This is a genomic window from Citrobacter sp. C348 (assembly GCF_047467975.1).
In the GTDB taxonomy this organism is placed as follows: domain Bacteria; phylum Pseudomonadota; class Gammaproteobacteria; order Enterobacterales; family Enterobacteriaceae; genus Citrobacter; species Citrobacter gillenii.
The window spans coordinates 116,776-134,433 of record NZ_JASJUJ010000011.1; the positions used below are offsets into that span (position 1 = coordinate 116,776).

Genomic DNA, 17,658 nt, shown 5'->3' on the forward strand with positions numbered 1-17,658 from the left:
TCGGTTATGGCAAATGATTATTTCAAGAAGTTATTTTCAGCGTTTTAACCTATTGTCTGGTTTAAGTAATTCTGGGAGTAAATCAAAGAAGGCAATTAAAAATAGCCGCGCTGAAATTTTAAATCATGTACATACATATCTTCGTCAGCATTACGGTCGCCGCTGGCGCGCCAAAACGCGTATCCTGCTGGTGATGGGGGATGCCTCTCAGGTTGATCTACTGGTACCTAAACTCACCACTCTGCGCTGGGTTGAAGGGGATGGCGTGGTGTTAATCTGGGGAGGTACGATCACTGAAACGCCAGATGCCTCGTTGTTCGATGCGATACGCAAGCTGCATCGGCGCCCGCTGGATGGGATTGTATGGGTAACCCCCACTTTTCAGCACCAGCAGACATTGGTTCAATCGACACCCGTTGTCTCTTTAACCGCAGAACAAATAGATAATGCCGGCCGCCATCTTCAGGCTGTTTATACCACGCTTCGCTGGCGAGTGCCGTTATACCTTTGGTCGCTGCATGGCGCTCAATTCGTCCGGGATGACGTAACCCTGCACTCTGCGACGTGTTTGTTCCCTGCAGGATGCACCACGGCGTTATGTCGTTCGCAGTTGACCTCGCTGGCAATGCAGATGGCGGAGCAGGGTACGCAGCAGGTTACGCAGAATATCCGCGATAACTTCTTACTGAAAATGGCTAATTTGCTGGCGCCTGGCGCAGAAGCCATCAGCGAATCGTTGTCCACTTTTTTCAGCCCGCATCGGCCTCTGCCGCTGGCGGCGGTCATCTTGAGCCAGTATGCGGAAAGTACCTCATCGCGCGTTGCGCATGCCTGGATGCGAGATGCGCGCTGGGGAGCGTTACTTGATTCACTCCCTGCGTTACCTGCTGAACTTAAGGCACAGCGTACAGGCCGTTCAGGGATGCGTGTGTTGGCAGTCTGTACAGCCGGCCTGATGTTGCTGTGGGGGGCGGGAATGGTGGTATCTTTTCTGGCTAATCGCAATCTGATTGGCGAAAGTCTGGACCAGGCGAGCCTGGCAGGCGGTGTGGATAAACCGCTCGCCGAGCGTCTTACGGCGCTGTCTGCTCTGCAGCAAACGCCAGGCATGCTTCGCTGGCGTCAGCAGAATGGGACGCCGTGGTACTACCGTTTCGGCTTAAGCCAAAATGATGCTCTGCTGGATGCACTATGGCCGCGCTATACGCGTATCGCTATTCCGCTTTTGCGTGATGAAGCCGCAAAGCATCTTACTCAGCAGCTGACGGCATTAACCCGGCTCGCGCCTGACAGCCCTCAGTTCGCCGGGCGGGCGAAGAATGCCTACAACCAGTTGAAAATGTACTTGATGCTTTCCCGACCAGAGCAGATGGAGGCGTCATTTTTTAGTCAGGCGCTGATGCAAGACTGGCCGGAGCGAGCGGGTATTTCGCGCGCATCATGGCAGGGCGTTGGGCCAGGGCTGTGGCGATTCTGGGGGCAAAATCTGCCTGCGCATCCTGAATGGACGCTGGCGGCGGATAAAAATCTTATTAGCCAGGTGCGTACGCTGTTAATTCGTCAGATGGGGATCCGCAACGGTGAGGCTGCGCTGTATCAAAAAATTATTGAGCAGGTGACCCCGCATTACACCGATCTTCGTCTGGAGGATATGACCGGTGACACCCGTGCGGAGAGCGTATTTTATACCCGAAGTACGATTGCTGGCGTATATACCCGTAAAGCCTGGGAAGAGGAAGTGTTACCGGCGATAGAAAAAGTAGTGAATAACCGCCGGGAAGAGGTGGATCAGGTGCTGGGTGATGATACGCATTCCGCAAGCGATCCGCTCTCCCCGGAGGCGCTAAAAGCGCGCCTTAGCGAGCGTTATTTCACTGACTTTGCCGGGAACTGGCAGGATTTTCTCAACAGTTTGCGCTGGAAGCGCAGCCAGACTTTGAGTGACGCTATCGATCAACTGACGTTGATTGCCGATGTTCGTCAATCACCTCTGGTTGCGCTAATGAACACACTTTCAGTACAAGGGCGTACCGGATTCACCGGAGAAGCGTTGTCGGACTCACTGGTGAAGTCAGCAAAAGATCTGTTTAAAACCAAAGAGAACCAGACGATTGATCAGCATGCGCGCGAAGACGGCCCCATGGCGGACACGTTCTCGCCGGTTCTCGCCTTGATGGACGATAAATCAGGTGGGCAGGATCTCAGCCATCTGAGTCTGCAAACCTACCTGACGCGAGTTACCCAGGTACGGCTGAAACTCCAGCAGGTGACCAATGCCGCCGATCCGCAGGGCATGAGCCAGGCGCTGGCACAAACGGTATTTCAGGGGAAAACCGTCGATCTCACCACCACGCGTGACTATGGCAATCTGGTGGCTGCGAGTTTAGGGCAGGCATGGAGTGGGTTTGGTCAAACCTTGTTTGTCCAGCCGCTGGAGCAGTCATGGCAGCAGGTTTTGCAGCCGACGGCAGCCGGGCTGAACGCGCAGTGGAAGGCGCTGATTGTTAATGACTGGAACAATGCGTTTGGCGGACGTTACCCGTTTAGTGACGTAGGAAGTGAGGTCTCGTTGCCGCTACTGGCCCAATATTTGCGCAATGATAACGGTCGGATCCCGCAGTTTCTCGAAAGTCACTTAAGCGGTGTACTGCATAAACAGGGCAGCCACTGGGTTCCTGATACGGTGAATGCGCAGGGGCTGGTATTTGATCCGGTATTTCTTGAGGCGATGGATACGCTAAGCCAGCTTGCGGATGTGGCATTCACCCGTGGTGAAGCCGGTTTACGTTTTGAGCTACGCCCCGGAACCGCGCGTGATGTCATGCAAACCGATCTGGTGATTGACGGTCAGAAACTCACCTACGTCAATCAGATGCCGGTATGGAAAAACATTGTCTGGCCGGCGGATACAGAAGCATCGGGCGCAACCTTAAGCTGGGTGAGCACGAAAACGGGGACCCGAATCTACTCCGATAATCCAGGAACCTGGGGCTGGATAAGGCTGCTTGAGAAAGCGGAGATTACCGATAACGCTGGGGTTAACAGCGGCTTTAACCTGCGCTGGACGGCTCAGGATGGCCTGGTGCTGAACTATACGCTGAGAACGGAAGTCGGTGATGGCCCACTTGCATTACTCCAGCTACGCGATTTTGAATTACCCGAGAATATTTTTGTTATAAGCAGTCAGACTTCATCAGAGGAACAAGAATGAGCGCCCTGAATCGTCTCCTGGCAGCCAGTATGACTTCGTCAGATGAACAACAGCGGTTGATGGAACAGGCGCAAGCGCAGACTGTGCTTTGGCAGAACTGGCTACTGCCGATTTCCGAGGTGAGTCCTGGCGGCGAAGATCCTGGTTATGATGATGATTTTCAGCGTATGAGAGAAGAGGTCAATAAACTCTCCGGCGCACAAACCGATCTCATCATTGCGCTGGCAGAAAAGCTCCTGACCAGCACCAGTAAGGATGTTCGGGTCGTAACCTATTACACATGGGCACGTTTGCATCGCGATGGTGAGTCCGGGCTCGCCGATGGTCTGACCTTACTGGCAGGCCTGATGCAACGTTATGGTGATACCCTGCATCCTTTAAGAGCTAACAGTCATAAGGCGGCTCTAGAATGGCTGGCTGGCGCACGGATGCTGGATAGTCTGGCGCGTTACCCTGAAGTCTCACGACCTGATGCGCAACGAATTACCGGTGCGCTGATATTACTGCAGCAGATGTTTAGCCTGCGGGAGGAGAACCTTCGCCCTGGACTCGGAGCGCTGTATAGCGCCCTGGAGAATCGTCTGGTGCAATCAGGCGGTGCTCATGCACTGGTACCGCAAAATATCGGGGGCCAGCCAGGTCGACAAAGCGCAGAAGCGCCAGCGCTCAAAAGTATTGCTTCCGGACGAGAACTGCTTGAGCAGACGCGAGTGCTGGCGAAATATCTCCGCGATCAACCCGACGGTTGGCTGGCGGCGCATCATTTGATGAAAAGCGTGCGGCTGGATACGGTCTGTCAACTTCCACCGCCCGATGGCGCAGGGCGTACGCGTCTGATCCCCCCCAAGAGTGATTACCGAGCCCAGCTCAAGCGTCTGTACTTGCAACAAAGTTGGACAGAGCTGATTGAGTTAACGGACAGTTTATTTGCAGAGGGGGTCAACCACTTCTGGCTGGATGTGCAGTGGTATCTTCATCAGGCGGTCAGTCGGGCAGGTACGCCGTGGGATAAATATCCTGAAATTATTATCAGCGATCTGAAGATGCTGCTGCATCGAATGCCGGGTCTGGATACGCTGGCATTTAACGACGGTACTCCCTTTGCCGATGATGTCACCCGCGAATGGATAACCCGTGATGTTATGCAGGAGAGTGACTGGCAGACAGAGAACATCACGGCGGTTTCTGCCGGGGCTGACGACGATATTTTGCTACTGGAAAGCGAGGCTCTGGCGCTAGCAGATAGCGAAGGGATTGAGGCGGCGCTTGCCTGGCTTCAGGCTCGGCCCGGTATTATTTCGGTTCGCCAGCGCTGGCTGCGCCAACTGTTGATGGCTCGCCTGACTGAACAATGCGGCCGCAACGATCTCGCGCTGCATTTGCTTGGGGAGCTAAATACGGCAGCGCAGTCTCTTATCCTCGAACAGTGGGAACCTGAACTGTTATTTGAAGTAAAAGCGAGACGCCTGAAATTACTGCGTTTAAAAGCCAACCGTAGTGAAAGTGATAAAACCCGTCTGGCGCAAGAAATGGACGCACTGTTGTCCGGATTGATCGCCATCGATCCCGCCAGGGCAGCCGTCTTATGCGGCTGAAGCAAAAACAGAAACAGAATAAGCGAACGGTGAAATGGAAGATTTAACTCTGCGTTATTATGATGCGGAAATGCGTTATTTAAGGGAAGCAGCAAAAGAGTTTGCTCAGGCGCATCCGGATCGGGCCGCTATGTTGGATCTGGACAAAGCGGGAATACCCGATCCCTATGTTGAACGATTATTTGAAGGTTTTGCATTTTCCATGGGGCGGCTCCGCGCCAAAATTGACGATCATCTTCCTGAGTTTACCGAAGGTTTGATGAGTCTGCTGTGGCCACATTATTTACGTACTGTTCCTTCTTTAAGCATTGTTGAGCTTTTGCCCGACATTAATGTACTGAAAATGAATGAACGGGTGAGTGCGGGATTTGGCGTACTCTCTCAACCCGTTGGCCCTAAGAAAACGATTTGCCAGTACCGTACCACACAGCCAGTGGCGCTTAATCCGTTGCGTATCACGGCGGTGAATCTGGATGCTGAACCTGACGGCCGTTCTGTTATTCGTATCCGATTTACCTGTAATCCCCAGATGGATTGGTCACAAACTGATGTTAAAAATCTGAGTCTCTACTTGTGCGGTGACGCACCGGTAACACATGCCCTGCATCTGGCATTAACAAAACGCCAGGCCTCTCTCCATCTAAGATTACCTGGCAACTCTGAACGTATTCGCTTGGATGGCTATTTTTCACCAGGAGGATTTACCGAGGAAGATTGTCTTTGGCCGAAGGGGGATACTGTTTTTGGCGGCTGGCAGCTATTGCTTGAATATTTTACTTTTCGTGAAAAATTTATGTTTGTCCATCTTAATGGTCTGGATGAGATAACTTTTCCAGCAGGGATAAATGAATTTGAAATAGAAGTAGTGCTTAATCAACAATGGGATTCTGAACTTCCAGTAAGCAGCGAAAATATACGTTTGCATTGTGTGCCGGTTATTAATTTATTCACCATGGAGGCTGACCCGTTGGTCGTTAATGGGTTAGAAAGTGAATATTTATTGCGTCCGCGAAGATTGCAGGATGGGCATACCGAAATCTACTCTGTGGATGCAGTTTCGGGGTCGCAACGAACGCGTAGCGCTGTCTATGTTCCGTTCACTAGCTTCCGCCATAAAGGGGGACTAATGCACCGTAACGCACCGGAGCGTTATTACCATACCCGCGTCAGACGTGGCGTGGCGGGCCTCTATGACACATGGTTGATTTTGGGAGGCGATGCCTGGGAGCAAGAGCGTATCGCGGAACACGAAACGTTGTCATTGAAAGTGACCGGAACCAACGGTCAATTACCTCGGCGGGCTTTGCAGAGCGCTTTGCTTAATCGGTGTGAACAAATTCTCCAGACGCCGCTTGCGGTACGCAATCTGTGTAAGCCGACCTTGCCTGCTTATCCGCCTGCCGAGGACCGCTTTCACTGGCGAGTATTGAGCCATTTAGGATCCAGTTTTCTGAATATGATGGCCAGCGCAGAAGTGCTCAAGGGAACGTTGTCTCTCTATAACTGGCAGGATGATGAACTTAATTACCGTCGTCTGGATGCCATTATGGATGTCCAACAGCATGAAATGCAGCGCTTTGAAAAAGGGTTCTTGCTTCGTGGTGTAGATATTGAAGTCACGCTTGATGAAAACGGATTTACAGGCGAGGGTGATATTCATCTGTTTGGCGAAATGCTTAACCGTTTTTTTGCATTGTACGCGGATATTCATTTGTTTAATCAGCTTACTTTAATCATTCAGCCGGCAGGGAAAAGCTTGCGATGGAAAGAGAATCACAATCAGCGACTACCCGGTTGCTAAATACGCTTGGCGAAAACCTACCGCGAACAAACTTTTATCGCTTCTGCCAGTTACTGGAGCAGTGGAATCCGCACATGCCCTGCCCGGGAAGCCAGCAGAGTCCACGGTATGATGTCATTCGCTTTCGCCCTCATCCTGGGATGGGATTTCCGGCGGGAGAGCTAAAAAGTGCCGAATATCATCCTGAGCAAACAACGTTTCCGCCCACGGTTCGCATCACCTTTATGGGGCTTTATGGTGTGGAATCACCTCTGCCGACAACCTATCTGGATGATATTGCCCAAAGGCAGGAGGGGGCGGATGTTGCCGCTGAGTTCCTGGATATTTTCAATCATCGTTTAATTGCGCAGTTTTACCGTATCTGGCGTAAATACAGCTATCCAGCGACTTTTCGTCCCGGAGGTACGGATGAGACGTCACAGTATTTGCTTGGGTTGACGGGGCTGGGGATCCGAGGTTGTGCAACGCAAACAGGTACGCCGGTCTCTCGTTTTCTGGCTTTGTTGGGAATAATGAGAATGCCGACGCGCACGCAGGAAGGCATCGCCGCGCTGGTGTATTTACTCTCGCCAACAACGAAGGTGACCGTGACGCCCCATGATAAGCGAGTCATCTTGCTGGATAAGGCGTTAACAATGCGCTCACGACAACCTGTTAGCCTCTATTCCCGCCCAGTGATGGGACAAAGCGCCGTGGATGTTAACAGTCAGGTGCTGATTACGCTGACCACGGATAACCGCGAGGAGATACGTGACTGGCTACCTGGTGGTCAGCTAAACGGTGATTTTTTAGCGCTAATGCATGTTTATTTAGGTGCCAGAGTAAACGCGAGGCTGCAATTACGCATTCCTCGCTCGGCACTTGCGGATGCGCAACTGACCAGTAGCAAAAGTGAACGAGCCGTACAGCTCGGTCGTACAGCGGTGATGCGTTTGGATAATACGAATAACACAGAAGTAATGAATCAACTTATAACCATTAAACTTGGGCTCTGGCAGAGTCTTAAACAAAATATTCAGCGGAGGGAAGCCGATGAGATGGGCGATTATCGCTATTAACGTTGCCGTAATAACCGGAATAGCCAGTTTACTAACCGGATGTGGTTTGACGCAAACGGTATCTGAAAGCACGGTATCATTAACTAAGTCAATTTTTTATAAGGAAATAAAAACGCTGCATTTAGATTTTCTGGCAAGAGAAGCAGTAAATAAAAATGCGCAGGGTATCGCACTTTCAACGGTTGTACGTATTTATCAACTAAAGGATCGTAAGGCATTTGATTCTGCAAATTATCAGTCATTATTTGCAGAGGATAGCACTGTGGTGAAAGCAGATTTGGTGGCACAAAAAGATATCAGAGTCCGTCCGGGGGAAAGCGTTACGCTCGATATTCCATTAGAAACAGAAGCACAATATATCGCTGTAGCAGGCATGTTTATTTCTCCCGAACAATCTGAAGATTCATGGCGAGTAGTATTAAGCCGTGAGGACCTTGATCCTGATAAGGCGCGGATTATTGAATTGAAAACTCAGGGACTGGCGCTCATGCCACTGGAGGACGAATAATGGTCAGACAACCTTCTCTGTATGACATTTTACTCGGGAATTTCGAGGGGGGGCTGCCTTTGCAGGCGGTCAGCGAAAACACACAGGTCATTCTGTCTGTTCTGGACAATATGCAACGCATTCTGAACACTCGCGCTGGCAGCCTCAAGCATCTCCCCGACTACGGCCTGCCAGATATGACGAAGATCCTCCAGGGTATGCCGGGGACAGCCCACCAACTTATCGGCACGCTTTCTCAGGTATTGCTGAAGTATGAGCCACGACTCAAAGGTATTCAGGTCACGATGCAGGAACAGGAATCGCCGGGGCATTTACGTTATTCCATCGATGCTGAACTTCATGATCTTGGCGTTGTTCGCTATGGCACAGATTTTACCCCTGAGGGGCGGGTACTGATTCGTCACTTAAAAAGGCAGGGTTGGCTTGATTCTGGAGTTTATTAACATGGATAAAAACCGAATCAGTACGGGCAGCGATCCGCGAACTTTCGCAGAATTTGGGTTGCTGCGGGATGAAATCAACAAGCTGACGCACCCTGCGCGCCCGGATGTTGACTGGCAAAAGGTTGAGCAGTTAAGCCTGGCGTTGTTCCGTAACAATGGGATCGAACTACAAACCCTTGCCTGGTATACCGTCGCCAGAATACGTAATGCGGGTCTTATAGGGCTTGCTGAAGGTTGCGAACTCCTTGAAGCTTTACTCACGTATCACTGGACTACAATATGGCCGCAACAAACCCATACGCGCATTGACATACTGGCCTGGCTGTCGACCCGACTACAGCAAGAATTGCGTACATTGACGCTGTCATATGCTGATCTCGCGATGGTATATCGGGTTGAACAAAGTTTGAAACAAGCCTGTGAAGTATTGCAACGCCTTGAATTGAAGGCGCTAAGCAAACTGGAAACCGTTGTTGCCTGGATGCACAATGCGGCTTTGCGACTGGAGACGTCTGAAGCAGAGTCGGGAGCCGCGGTCGTGATGGCATCTGCATCTACTTCTGGCGAGCATAAAGAAATGCGCGCTGTTACGGTAAATAATATCTCGACCTCCTTACCTCAACTGGTATTTGTGGTCAATGAGACTGCACTATCCGAGCAAGTGAATACCGCAGGTTTTACCACTCACGTTTCTTCCGGGCGTCGACAGCTGTGGCAGGGTTTTGCGACTGGCGTGCTGTTCGCCGCTGTGGTGAGTGTCGGTATTGTTTGGGGTATCAACGTTATGCAGGCTTCGCAATATGATGTGGTGCAACCGTTACCGATGGCACTGACGCCTGCACAGTTGTCGGTCATGAAGACATCTTCAGACCTGGATGAGAAAAAAAAGGACGTGTTGGCTTCTACGCAAAAGCAGCTCAACGTGTTGCATCACCAGCAACCTTTGTGGTCAAGGGAATATGCCTCAGCGATCGCGCAGCAGGCAGCTACTCTGTGGCCAGAAGAAGCACAGGCTGCTGAGCTCGTCAGCGGATTATATAAACAGTGGGCTACCGAAGCGTTGCCGGATGGCGCATTACAGAACTGGCATCATGCACAGCTGGGGCTGGAGACGTTAACTGCCCAGCTAAATGCGCTTGATGAGCGTAAGGGGAAATATTTAACCGGTTCGGAATTGAAGTCCGCGATTTTTGCTATTCGCCGTCAACTGGATGAAACGCCACCGCCAGAAGAATTACTGCGTAAAATGGACGTAGAATTGAAAACACAAGGGAGTATATCGCCAGCTTTAAATCAGCAGCTTGATATGCGCCTGAATCAGCTTCTCAATCGTTATGCGTTGTTGAAACAAAGCGTTAAACGGAGCGAATAATCGCACGACGTTTAATGAATAGCCTGTAGTCCCAGAAAGCAAAAAACCAGCCCGTAGGCTGGTTTTTCTAAATAGTGGTGCCCGGACTCGGAATCGAACCAAGGACACGGGGATTTTCAATCCCCTGCTCTACCGACTGAGCTATCCGGGCAACGAGGCGCATTAAAACCGATTCGCTTCTTTTCGTCAACGAAATTTCTTCAAATCAATGCAGACTGCACAATCTATCACCACATTGCTGGTATTGCACGCATTCTCAGGCAAAAAATGCCGTCCACGCGGCGGAAAGCGGCATGGCCAATAGCAGGGCAGGTAGCATGTTCACGACGGCAAACATTTTAATTCCGCAGATACGCAAGCCGGTTGCCAGCAACAGCAAGCCACCTACGGCGCTAAAGTCAGCCATCATGGCAGGCGTCGTCAAAGGCAAGATCAGCGCGGCGCAGGCGGCGAGCGTCAGCTGGATTGCCAGCATCGGCACACAAATGGCGGATACCGCAATCCCCAGCGAACAGGCGAAGATGATAGCGGTGAAGAAATCGAGAAACGACTTCGCGATTAAAATATTCGGATCGCCGGTCATTCCTTCATGTATCGCCCCAAAGATCCCGGTGCCGCTGGCACAAAACAATACAATGATGGCGACAAAGCTTTGAATAAACGATTCGTGCGTTGCATTGGCATCTGACTTTGAGAAAAGCTGCTGCGCTTTGGCGACCGCCGCATTAATCCCTTTTTCCAGATGGCACAACTCGCCAATCAGTGCGCCGACCAGCGTTGCCAGCACCATAACCGGCAGGTTGGCGCATTTGATTACCAGCAAGATCCCAATACCCAGAGAAGCCAGTCCGAAAATAGAGGTCATTGAGACCCGAATGCGTTCGGGTAAATGCTGGCTGAGCAGCGTACCGAGAACGCCACCAAGTAAAATAGCGCTGGCATTAATAAAAGGTCCGATTACCACATGAGCTCCTGCATACTCGTTATCGTCTTGATGATGAAGGCAATTTGCGAGGTATAATTATGTTTTCAGGTTGCATTATTATGCCGCCATTGTTCGGAGAAATGCTTGTTTATCTGTGAGGTTTATGCATCGGATTTTGTCTTGCGCCTGGTAGTGAAAGGTGCCATGATTGCGCGAATTTTCTCCTGTCTGAACGGGGTTGCCTGGGATGAATCAATTCCCCCTACATCACCTTCAACATCGCCTTTTTGCGCGACGTTCCCCCCTTTCTGCGACACATCCTCATTCTCCCGCCATGCGGTGACGGCGGCGTACGCTCACTGCAGGATAACAGTAAAATCAGAGGCTATCTGCTTTTACTGATGTCTGGCGGTCGGGGCTGGTAACCAGTTTGACCAAACATTTCGTGGGACAACGCCGTGTGGCATTGTCCGGGACTTTGACTTTCCCGAAACGGGTTTTTGCGCTTATGAAATCAATGAAAATTGCCGCCAGTGGTGAACTGGTCTCTTGTCTGTCTACCCATCGTCAGGTGGTGTCACTGGACGGTACCGATTTTACTGATGTTGCGGCAGTCGTCATTACCGTTGCGGACAGCCGCAGCGGGATCCTCGCGTTGCTTAAACGCACAGGTTTTCATTTACCGGTGTTTATTTTCTCAGAGGTTACTGTCGAATTGCCTGCGGGTGCAGAGGCGGTTATTGGCGGTAACGCACAGGACTGGTTGGAGCTGGAGTCTGCCGCATGTCGTTATGAGGACGATCTGTTGCCACCATTTTATGACACGCTGACGCAGTATGTCGAAATGGGCAACAGTACTTTTGCCTGCCCAGGCCATCAGCACGGTGAATTTTTTAAGAAACATCCTGCCGGACGGCATTTTTATGAGTTCTTTGGCGAGAATTTGTTTCGCGCGGATATGTGCAATGCTGACGTCAAGTTGGGCGATTTGCTCATTCATGAGGGGTCGGCAAAGCATGCGCAGAAGTTTGCGGCAAAAGTGTTTAATGCAGATAAAACATACTTTGTGCTGAACGGCACCTCTGCTGCCAATAAAGTCGTGACCAACGCGTTACTGACGCGTGGCGATCTGGTGCTGTTTGACCGTAACAATCATAAATCAAACCACCATGGTGCGCTGATCCAGGCCGGCGCTACACCAGTCTATCTGGAGGCGGCGCGTAACCCGTTTGGCTTTATTGGCGGCATTGATGAGCACTGCTTTAATGAAGCGTATCTGCGCGGGCAGATACGCGACGTCGCACCACATAAAGCCGACCAGCCGCGCCCGTTCCGTCTGGCGATTATCCAGTTGGGAACCTATGATGGGACCATTTATAACGCGCGACAGGTGATCGACAAGATCGGCAGTTTGTGCGATTACATTTTGTTTGACTCTGCCTGGGTTGGTTACGAACAATTTATCCCGATGATGGCGGATGGCTCGCCATTGCTACTGGATCTCAAACCCAACGATCCGGGTATTTTTGTCACCCAGTCGGTGCACAAACAGCAGGCCGGGTTCTCACAAACCTCGCAGATCCACAAAAAAGATAACCATATTCGCGGCCAGGCGCGTTTTTGCCCGCATAAACGGTTGAACAATGCTTTTATGCTGCACGCCTCCACCAGCCCGTTTTACCCGCTATTTGCCGCGCTGGACGTTAACGCAAAAATCCATGAAGGTGAGAGCGGACGCCGGTTATGGGCGGAATGCGTGGCGTTAGGAATTGAGGTACGTAAAGCCATTATCGATCGCTGTAAGCTGATTCAGCCCTTTATTCCCCCGATGGTGGGGGGGAAGCCCTGGCAGACATACCCGACGCAGGTTATTGCCAGCGAGCGTCGCTTCTTTAGCTTTGAGCCGGGAGCAAAATGGCATGGTTTTGACGGCTATGCGAGCGATCAGTATTTTGTCGATCCGTGCAAACTGCTGCTGACCACGCCGGGCATTGATGCGCAAACTGGGCAGTATACTGACTTTGGTATACCAGCGACGATCCTCGCACACTACCTGCGAGAGAATGGTATTGTGCCGGAAAAATGCGACCTCAATTCAATCCTGTTCCTGCTGACGCCAGCAGAAAGCGCAGAGAAAATGGCGCAGCTGGTGGCGATGCTGGCTCAGTTTGAACAGCACATTGAGAACGATACGCCGCTGGCAGATGTGCTGCCCACAATCTTCAACAAATACCCGATGCGCTATCGGGATTACACGCTGCGTGAACTGTGTCAGGAAATGCATGACCTGTACGTGAGCTTTGATGTGAAGGATCTGCAAAAAGCGATGTTCCGTCAGGAGAGCTTACCCGCTGTTGCCATGAACCCGCAGGATGCCAACAGTGCTTATATCCGGGGAGATGTTGAGCTGGTGCGCATTAGTGATGCTGCCGGTCGTATCGCGGCAGAAGGTGCGTTGCCTTATCCTCCCGGCGTGTTGTGCGTAGTACCCGGTGAAGTGTGGGGCGGAGCGGTACAGCGTTACTTCCTGGCGCTGGAAGAGGGCGTTAATCTGCTGCCGGGCTTCTCACCTGAACTGCAAGGGGTTTACAGTGAAACGGATGCCGACGGCATTAAGCGTCTGTACGGATATGTTCTGAAATAAAAAACGGATCGCGCGGGCGATACATTTCCGGCAAAAAAAGGGTCACCGTCAGGTGACCCTTTTTAAACAATGAAGATTAGTGTGCGATAGTCTGCGTGCCAGCCGGAGTGCGAACGTGTTTGTACTTAAACAGTGCGACGAAGGCAAAGGCCAGGAACAGTGAGTAGCCCGCGAAGATCAGCCATACGCTCTGCCAGTCAGTAATGCCGTTCAGTGTGAAGTGTTCCACCACTTTACCGCTCACCAGACCACCCAGAATACAGCCAAAGCCGTTGGTCATCATCAGGAACATACCCTGTGCACTGGCGCGAATTTCCGGACGAACTTCTTTTTCCACGAACACCGAACCGGAGATGTTGAAGAAATCGAAGGCGCAGCCGTAAACAATCATCGACAGAACCAGCAGCACGGTACCGAACGGAGTCGGGTCGCCGTAGGCAAACAGACCAAAACGCAGCATCCACGCCACAATACTGATCAGCATAACGTTCTTAATACCGTAACGGCTTAAGAAGAACGGGATGGTCAGGATAAACAGGGTTTCTGAAATCTGCGAGATGGACATCATTACTGACGCATGCTCGACGATGAAGCTACCAGAGAACAGCGGGTTATTATCGAAGCTGTGCAGGAAGGTATTACCGAACATGTTGGTAATTTGCAGTTCTGCGCCCAGCATCATCGAGAAGATGAAGAAAATTGCCATACGCTTGTTTTTAAACAGGGCGAAGGCATCCAAACCCATCATTGACGTCCAGCTCTGATTTTTCTGCTGATTAGCAACCGGAATATGCGGCAGCGTCAGGGTGAACAGTGCCAGTACCACGGACAGAATTGCGCCGATATACAGCTGCATATGGCTCAGTTCAAAGCCTGAGAAGCTTACCGCCCACATGGCCAGAATAAAACCGATGGTGCCCCAGATACGGATTGGCGGGAAGTCGGTGACAATATCCATCCCGGCAGACTGCAGGCGATAGTAAGAAATGGTGTTGATTAACCCCAGCGTTGGCATATAGGCCAGGGAGTTAAGCAGGATCACAAAGAACATGGCTCCTGGCGTGGTGACCTCGGCGGCAGCGAACAGCGTACCCGCACCCACCAGGTGGCAAAGCGCATAAACCCACTTCGCACTGATCCATTTGTCGGCGACGATACCTAACAGCGTAGGCATAAATACGGCGGCAATCCCCAGCGAGCTATAGACTGCGCCAATAGAGGCACCGTCGAATTTAAGGGTGACAAACATATAAGAGCCGAGGGTCGTGAGCCAACTACCCCATAGGCAGAACTGCAGAAAGGAAAGGACTTTCAGCTGCAGCTTAAGATTCATGTTAATTTCCTCACATCGTAATGCGGATGGATGTTTTAAAAAGCACATTTGCCGTTTCAATATGATGTGATTCTATCAATGAGAAGGGGTGTTTTTTTGTTAGCTGTGACAAATATTTGCAAACAATTTCCAATTGCAAAGCAAAATAGTGACGGAGTTAACACTTTTACCCTCTTCTGCCGCCAGCTTCACGCGGCCGAAGAGGGTAAACATTACCGACGTCGATAGGATTTTTGTGCAGAATTGACCTTATAAAGGTAGCGGCGTGATTCCGCCGACGGATGTCGGGTGGTTAATGTTTGATAAACGTCCCCCGGCGACATGCTGTTGATGATATTTGCTGCCTGAATTTTATCGCTGGAGAACACACGCAGCACGCTGCCTGCCCCACCGTTATACGCGGTAATGACGGCGTAACGACGTGAGGTTGGGTTATCGATTCCGCCCAGGTAGACATTGTTGAGCATCGCCAGATAGGCGGTACCGGTATCAATGTTGTTGGCCGGGTCAAACAGGAAGCTACGGCTTGGCGTACCGGAGCGGCCCTGTGAGCGGAACACATCTTTCCCGGCGCTGTGCTGCACGACCTGCATCAGTCCCAGTGCATCAGCATGGCTGACCGCATACGGGTTAAAGGAGGATTCGGTTTGCATGATGGCAAGGATCAGTGCTTCGTCAACGCCATACTTACGCGATGCCTGACGAACCATGCCGACATACTTATGCGCACGCTTATCAAGGTGGTTTGGCACCAGATTAATGGTCACGCTGTAGATAATGCGCAGGCCGTTACTCCGGCTCTTTAATCGTGTTTGCAGCAGGTAGTTGGCGAAGTTTGTCGCACGTCCCTCCCAGCGAATAGGCTGACCGGTATTATCAACGACCTGTCCGTAGAGGAACGGCTCTTTGGAAATCTTGATATCATCAACATCGGAATAGAGATCGATGGAACCCGGATCGTCTCCCATCAGCAAGGTCTTGATTATTGCCCGTCGTAAATGCCCGGCAGGATCTGTCCCGGCGATAGTCTCCACGGTTATTGTACCGTCATCAAAGTTGATGTGGCTGCGGGTTTGATACTGATCGGTATACTTTACATAGTCCTTCGGACCCGCGATCAGCACTTCTTTAAATCCCCACAAATTCTCAATGTTATGGGCAAACTGCCCCATCAGAATATCAAAACCGTTGGTATCCTTGACCCAGGCTTCGTTATAGGAATCGCCTTTTTTGGTCGAACTGGAACAGGAGATGAGCAACGGCGCAATAACGGCAAGCGCGAGATATTTTTTCATCATTCCGGGAGTGCGTGTTGTGTTGTGAGGGTGTTTTGCCGGATGGCGGTGCAAGCACCTTATCCGGCCTACGAGATTGCCCGCAATTTGTGCTTATTTTTTATCTTCTGGCGTATAGCCTTCAATGTGCACGTCCTTGCCTTCAAACAGGAAGTTGATCATCTCCTGTTCCAGCAGTTTGCGGTGCTCGACGTTCATCATGTTGAGTTTCTTCTCGTTAATCAGCATGGTTTGCTTGTGCTGCCACTGTGCCCATGCTTCTTTCGAAATCTCGTTATAAATGCGTTTTCCCAGATCGCCTGGGTACAGCTGAAAATCCTGACCTTCTGCTTCACGTTGCAGGAAAGTACAAAAAATCGTTCTGCTCATAAAAAATCCTCTTTATCGACCGGCACGTTAAACCTGCGCACCGACGCGTAATTGCTGTAACAAACGCTCCACGGGAGCCGCCAGTCCGACTGACGGCGGTTGCGCTAAGTTATACCAGAGCGCGTTGCCTTCATCCATGCAGGCGGTGAATGAGGACACGGGAAGCCACATAGGCACAATATCTAAGTGGAAATGACTAAAGGTATGGCGAAACGCAGTAAGCTGGGTCAGATTATCTGCGTTAATTTGCCGTTGCGCCAGCCACTGATGCAGTCCATCTTCATCTTCAAACTGCGGAAAACAGTATAATCCGCCCCATAAGCCGCTGGGTGGACGCTGCGCGAGTAACACCTCATCGTTATGCTGCATCAGTAAAAAATAGCCTGTGCGCTCCGGTAACGTCTGCTTGGGCTTTTTACCCGGGTATTGTGCCCAACTTGCATTGGCGGTAGCCACACAGCCATTTTGTAATGGGCACAGGGCGCACTTAGGTTTTGAACGCGTACAGACTAGCGCGCCTAAATCCATCATCGCCTGATTAAATCGTTCAACGCCGTGGGCGGGTGTAACCTGTTCACTCAACGCCCACAGTTTTTTCTCGACCTCTTTTTTCCCCGGCCAGCCGCTGACAGCATAACAGCGTGCCAGCACGCGTTTGACGTTGCCGTCGAGAATCGGAAAATGCTGACCCAAAGAGAGCGAAAGGATCGCGCCTGCGGTAGAGCGTCCAACGCCGGGCAGGGCGGCAACTTCATCAAAGGTTTGCGGGAAGGTGCCGCCATGCAGCGTCGCCACCTGCTGAGCGGCTTTATGTAGATTGCGCGCACGCGCGTAATACCCCAGCCCGGTCCACAAATGCAGGACTTCATCAAGCGGGGCATGGGCTAAATCGGTTATCGTTGGAAAGCGCGCCATAAAGCGTTCAAAATAAGGAATAACGGTCGCAACCTGAGTTTGTTGCAGCATGACTTCAGAAAGCCATACTTTGTAAGGCGTCTTGTCAATTTGCCAGGGCAGCGTTTTCCGCCCGTATTTGTCGTACCAGCTCAACACCTGAGCTGAAAATTGAGACGCTTGCATGATTACCGTTTCATTATTGCTGGG

At 51.2% G+C, this 17,658-nt stretch carries 13 protein-coding genes and 1 tRNA gene; 8 read left to right on the forward strand and 6 right to left on the reverse strand.

The genetic code is table 11. The annotated features are described in order from the left end of the window. Positions 1–193: 193 nt before the first annotated feature. Genes QNN86_RS19300 through QNN86_RS19330 form a run of 7 tightly spaced genes read left to right on the forward strand, consistent with a single transcriptional unit; the run spans position 194 to position 9,988 of the window. A complete protein-coding gene (locus QNN86_RS19300) occupies positions 194–3,211 on the forward strand; it encodes an ImcF-related family protein (RefSeq protein ID WP_414212228.1) in 3,018 nt (1,005 codons plus the stop codon). After that, positions 3,208–4,806 (forward strand): type VI secretion system protein TssA, encoded by a 1,599-nt coding sequence (tssA, locus tag QNN86_RS19305; protein ID WP_414212230.1) that lies wholly within the window; start codon positions 3,208–3,210, stop codon positions 4,804–4,806. The genes QNN86_RS19300 and tssA overlap by 4 nt, the downstream gene beginning before the upstream one ends. 34 nt (positions 4,807–4,840) lie before the next feature. Further along, complete coding sequence (gene tssF / locus QNN86_RS19310) at positions 4,841–6,607, forward strand: type VI secretion system baseplate subunit TssF (RefSeq protein WP_414212232.1); 1,767 nt, start codon at positions 4,841–4,843, stop codon at positions 6,605–6,607. Further along, the gene (tssG, locus tag QNN86_RS19315; protein WP_279277683.1) at positions 6,568–7,665 is read left to right on the forward strand and encodes a type VI secretion system baseplate subunit TssG; all 1,098 of its coding nucleotides are present in this window, start codon (positions 6,568–6,570) and stop codon (positions 7,663–7,665) included. Before tssF ends, tssG begins: the two co-directional genes overlap by 40 nt. After that, positions 7,640–8,173, forward strand: a complete 534-nt coding sequence (gene tssJ / locus QNN86_RS19320) for a type VI secretion system lipoprotein TssJ (protein WP_414212233.1) — start codon at positions 7,640–7,642, stop codon at positions 8,171–8,173. Before tssG ends, tssJ begins: the two co-directional genes overlap by 26 nt. Continuing rightward, the gene (gene tssE, locus QNN86_RS19325; protein WP_414212234.1) at positions 8,173–8,616 is read left to right on the forward strand and encodes a type VI secretion system baseplate subunit TssE; all 444 of its coding nucleotides are present in this window, start codon (positions 8,173–8,175) and stop codon (positions 8,614–8,616) included. The genes tssJ and tssE overlap by 1 nt, the downstream gene beginning before the upstream one ends. A gap of 1 nt (position 8,617) precedes the next feature. Continuing rightward, the gene (locus tag QNN86_RS19330; protein WP_414212235.1) at positions 8,618–9,988 is read left to right on the forward strand and encodes a VasL domain-containing protein; all 1,371 of its coding nucleotides are present in this window, start codon (positions 8,618–8,620) and stop codon (positions 9,986–9,988) included. A 75-nt stretch (positions 9,989–10,063) separates the two neighbouring features. On the opposite strand, the gene QNN86_RS19335 is transcribed toward QNN86_RS19330, so the two are convergent. Together QNN86_RS19335 and QNN86_RS19340 are read right to left on the reverse strand one after the other, a co-directional pair. Continuing rightward, positions 10,064–10,139, reverse strand: a tRNA-Phe gene (locus tag QNN86_RS19335). A 105-nt stretch (positions 10,140–10,244) separates the two neighbouring features. After that, complete coding sequence (locus QNN86_RS19340) at positions 10,245–10,952, reverse strand: DUF554 domain-containing protein (RefSeq protein ID WP_096755730.1); 708 nt, start codon at positions 10,950–10,952, stop codon at positions 10,245–10,247. A 469-nt stretch (positions 10,953–11,421) separates the two neighbouring features. On the opposite strand from QNN86_RS19340, the gene QNN86_RS19345 reads away from it, so the two are divergent. Then, positions 11,422–13,557, forward strand: a complete 2,136-nt coding sequence (locus QNN86_RS19345) for an ornithine decarboxylase (RefSeq protein ID WP_414212236.1) — start codon at positions 11,422–11,424, stop codon at positions 13,555–13,557. A gap of 76 nt (positions 13,558–13,633) precedes the next feature. On the opposite strand, the gene QNN86_RS19350 is transcribed toward QNN86_RS19345, so the two are convergent. The 4 genes from QNN86_RS19350 to mutY form a co-directional block, all read right to left on the reverse strand. Next, a complete protein-coding gene (locus QNN86_RS19350; RefSeq protein WP_096755733.1) occupies positions 13,634–14,890 on the reverse strand; it encodes a nucleoside permease in 1,257 nt (418 codons plus the stop codon). Between the two features lie 212 nt (positions 14,891–15,102). After that, positions 15,103–16,188 (reverse strand): membrane-bound lytic murein transglycosylase MltC, encoded by a 1,086-nt coding sequence (gene mltC / locus QNN86_RS19355; RefSeq protein WP_181617838.1) that lies wholly within the window; start codon positions 16,186–16,188, stop codon positions 15,103–15,105. A gap of 90 nt (positions 16,189–16,278) precedes the next feature. Further along, the gene (locus QNN86_RS19360; protein WP_181617837.1) at positions 16,279–16,554 is read right to left on the reverse strand and encodes an oxidative damage protection protein; all 276 of its coding nucleotides are present in this window, start codon (positions 16,552–16,554) and stop codon (positions 16,279–16,281) included. Positions 16,555–16,581: 27 nt separating this feature from the next. Further along, entirely contained in the window at positions 16,582–17,634 is a 1,053-nt protein-coding gene (gene mutY / locus QNN86_RS19365; RefSeq protein WP_174361143.1) for an A/G-specific adenine glycosylase, read from the reverse strand. Positions 17,635–17,658 lie beyond the last annotated feature (24 nt).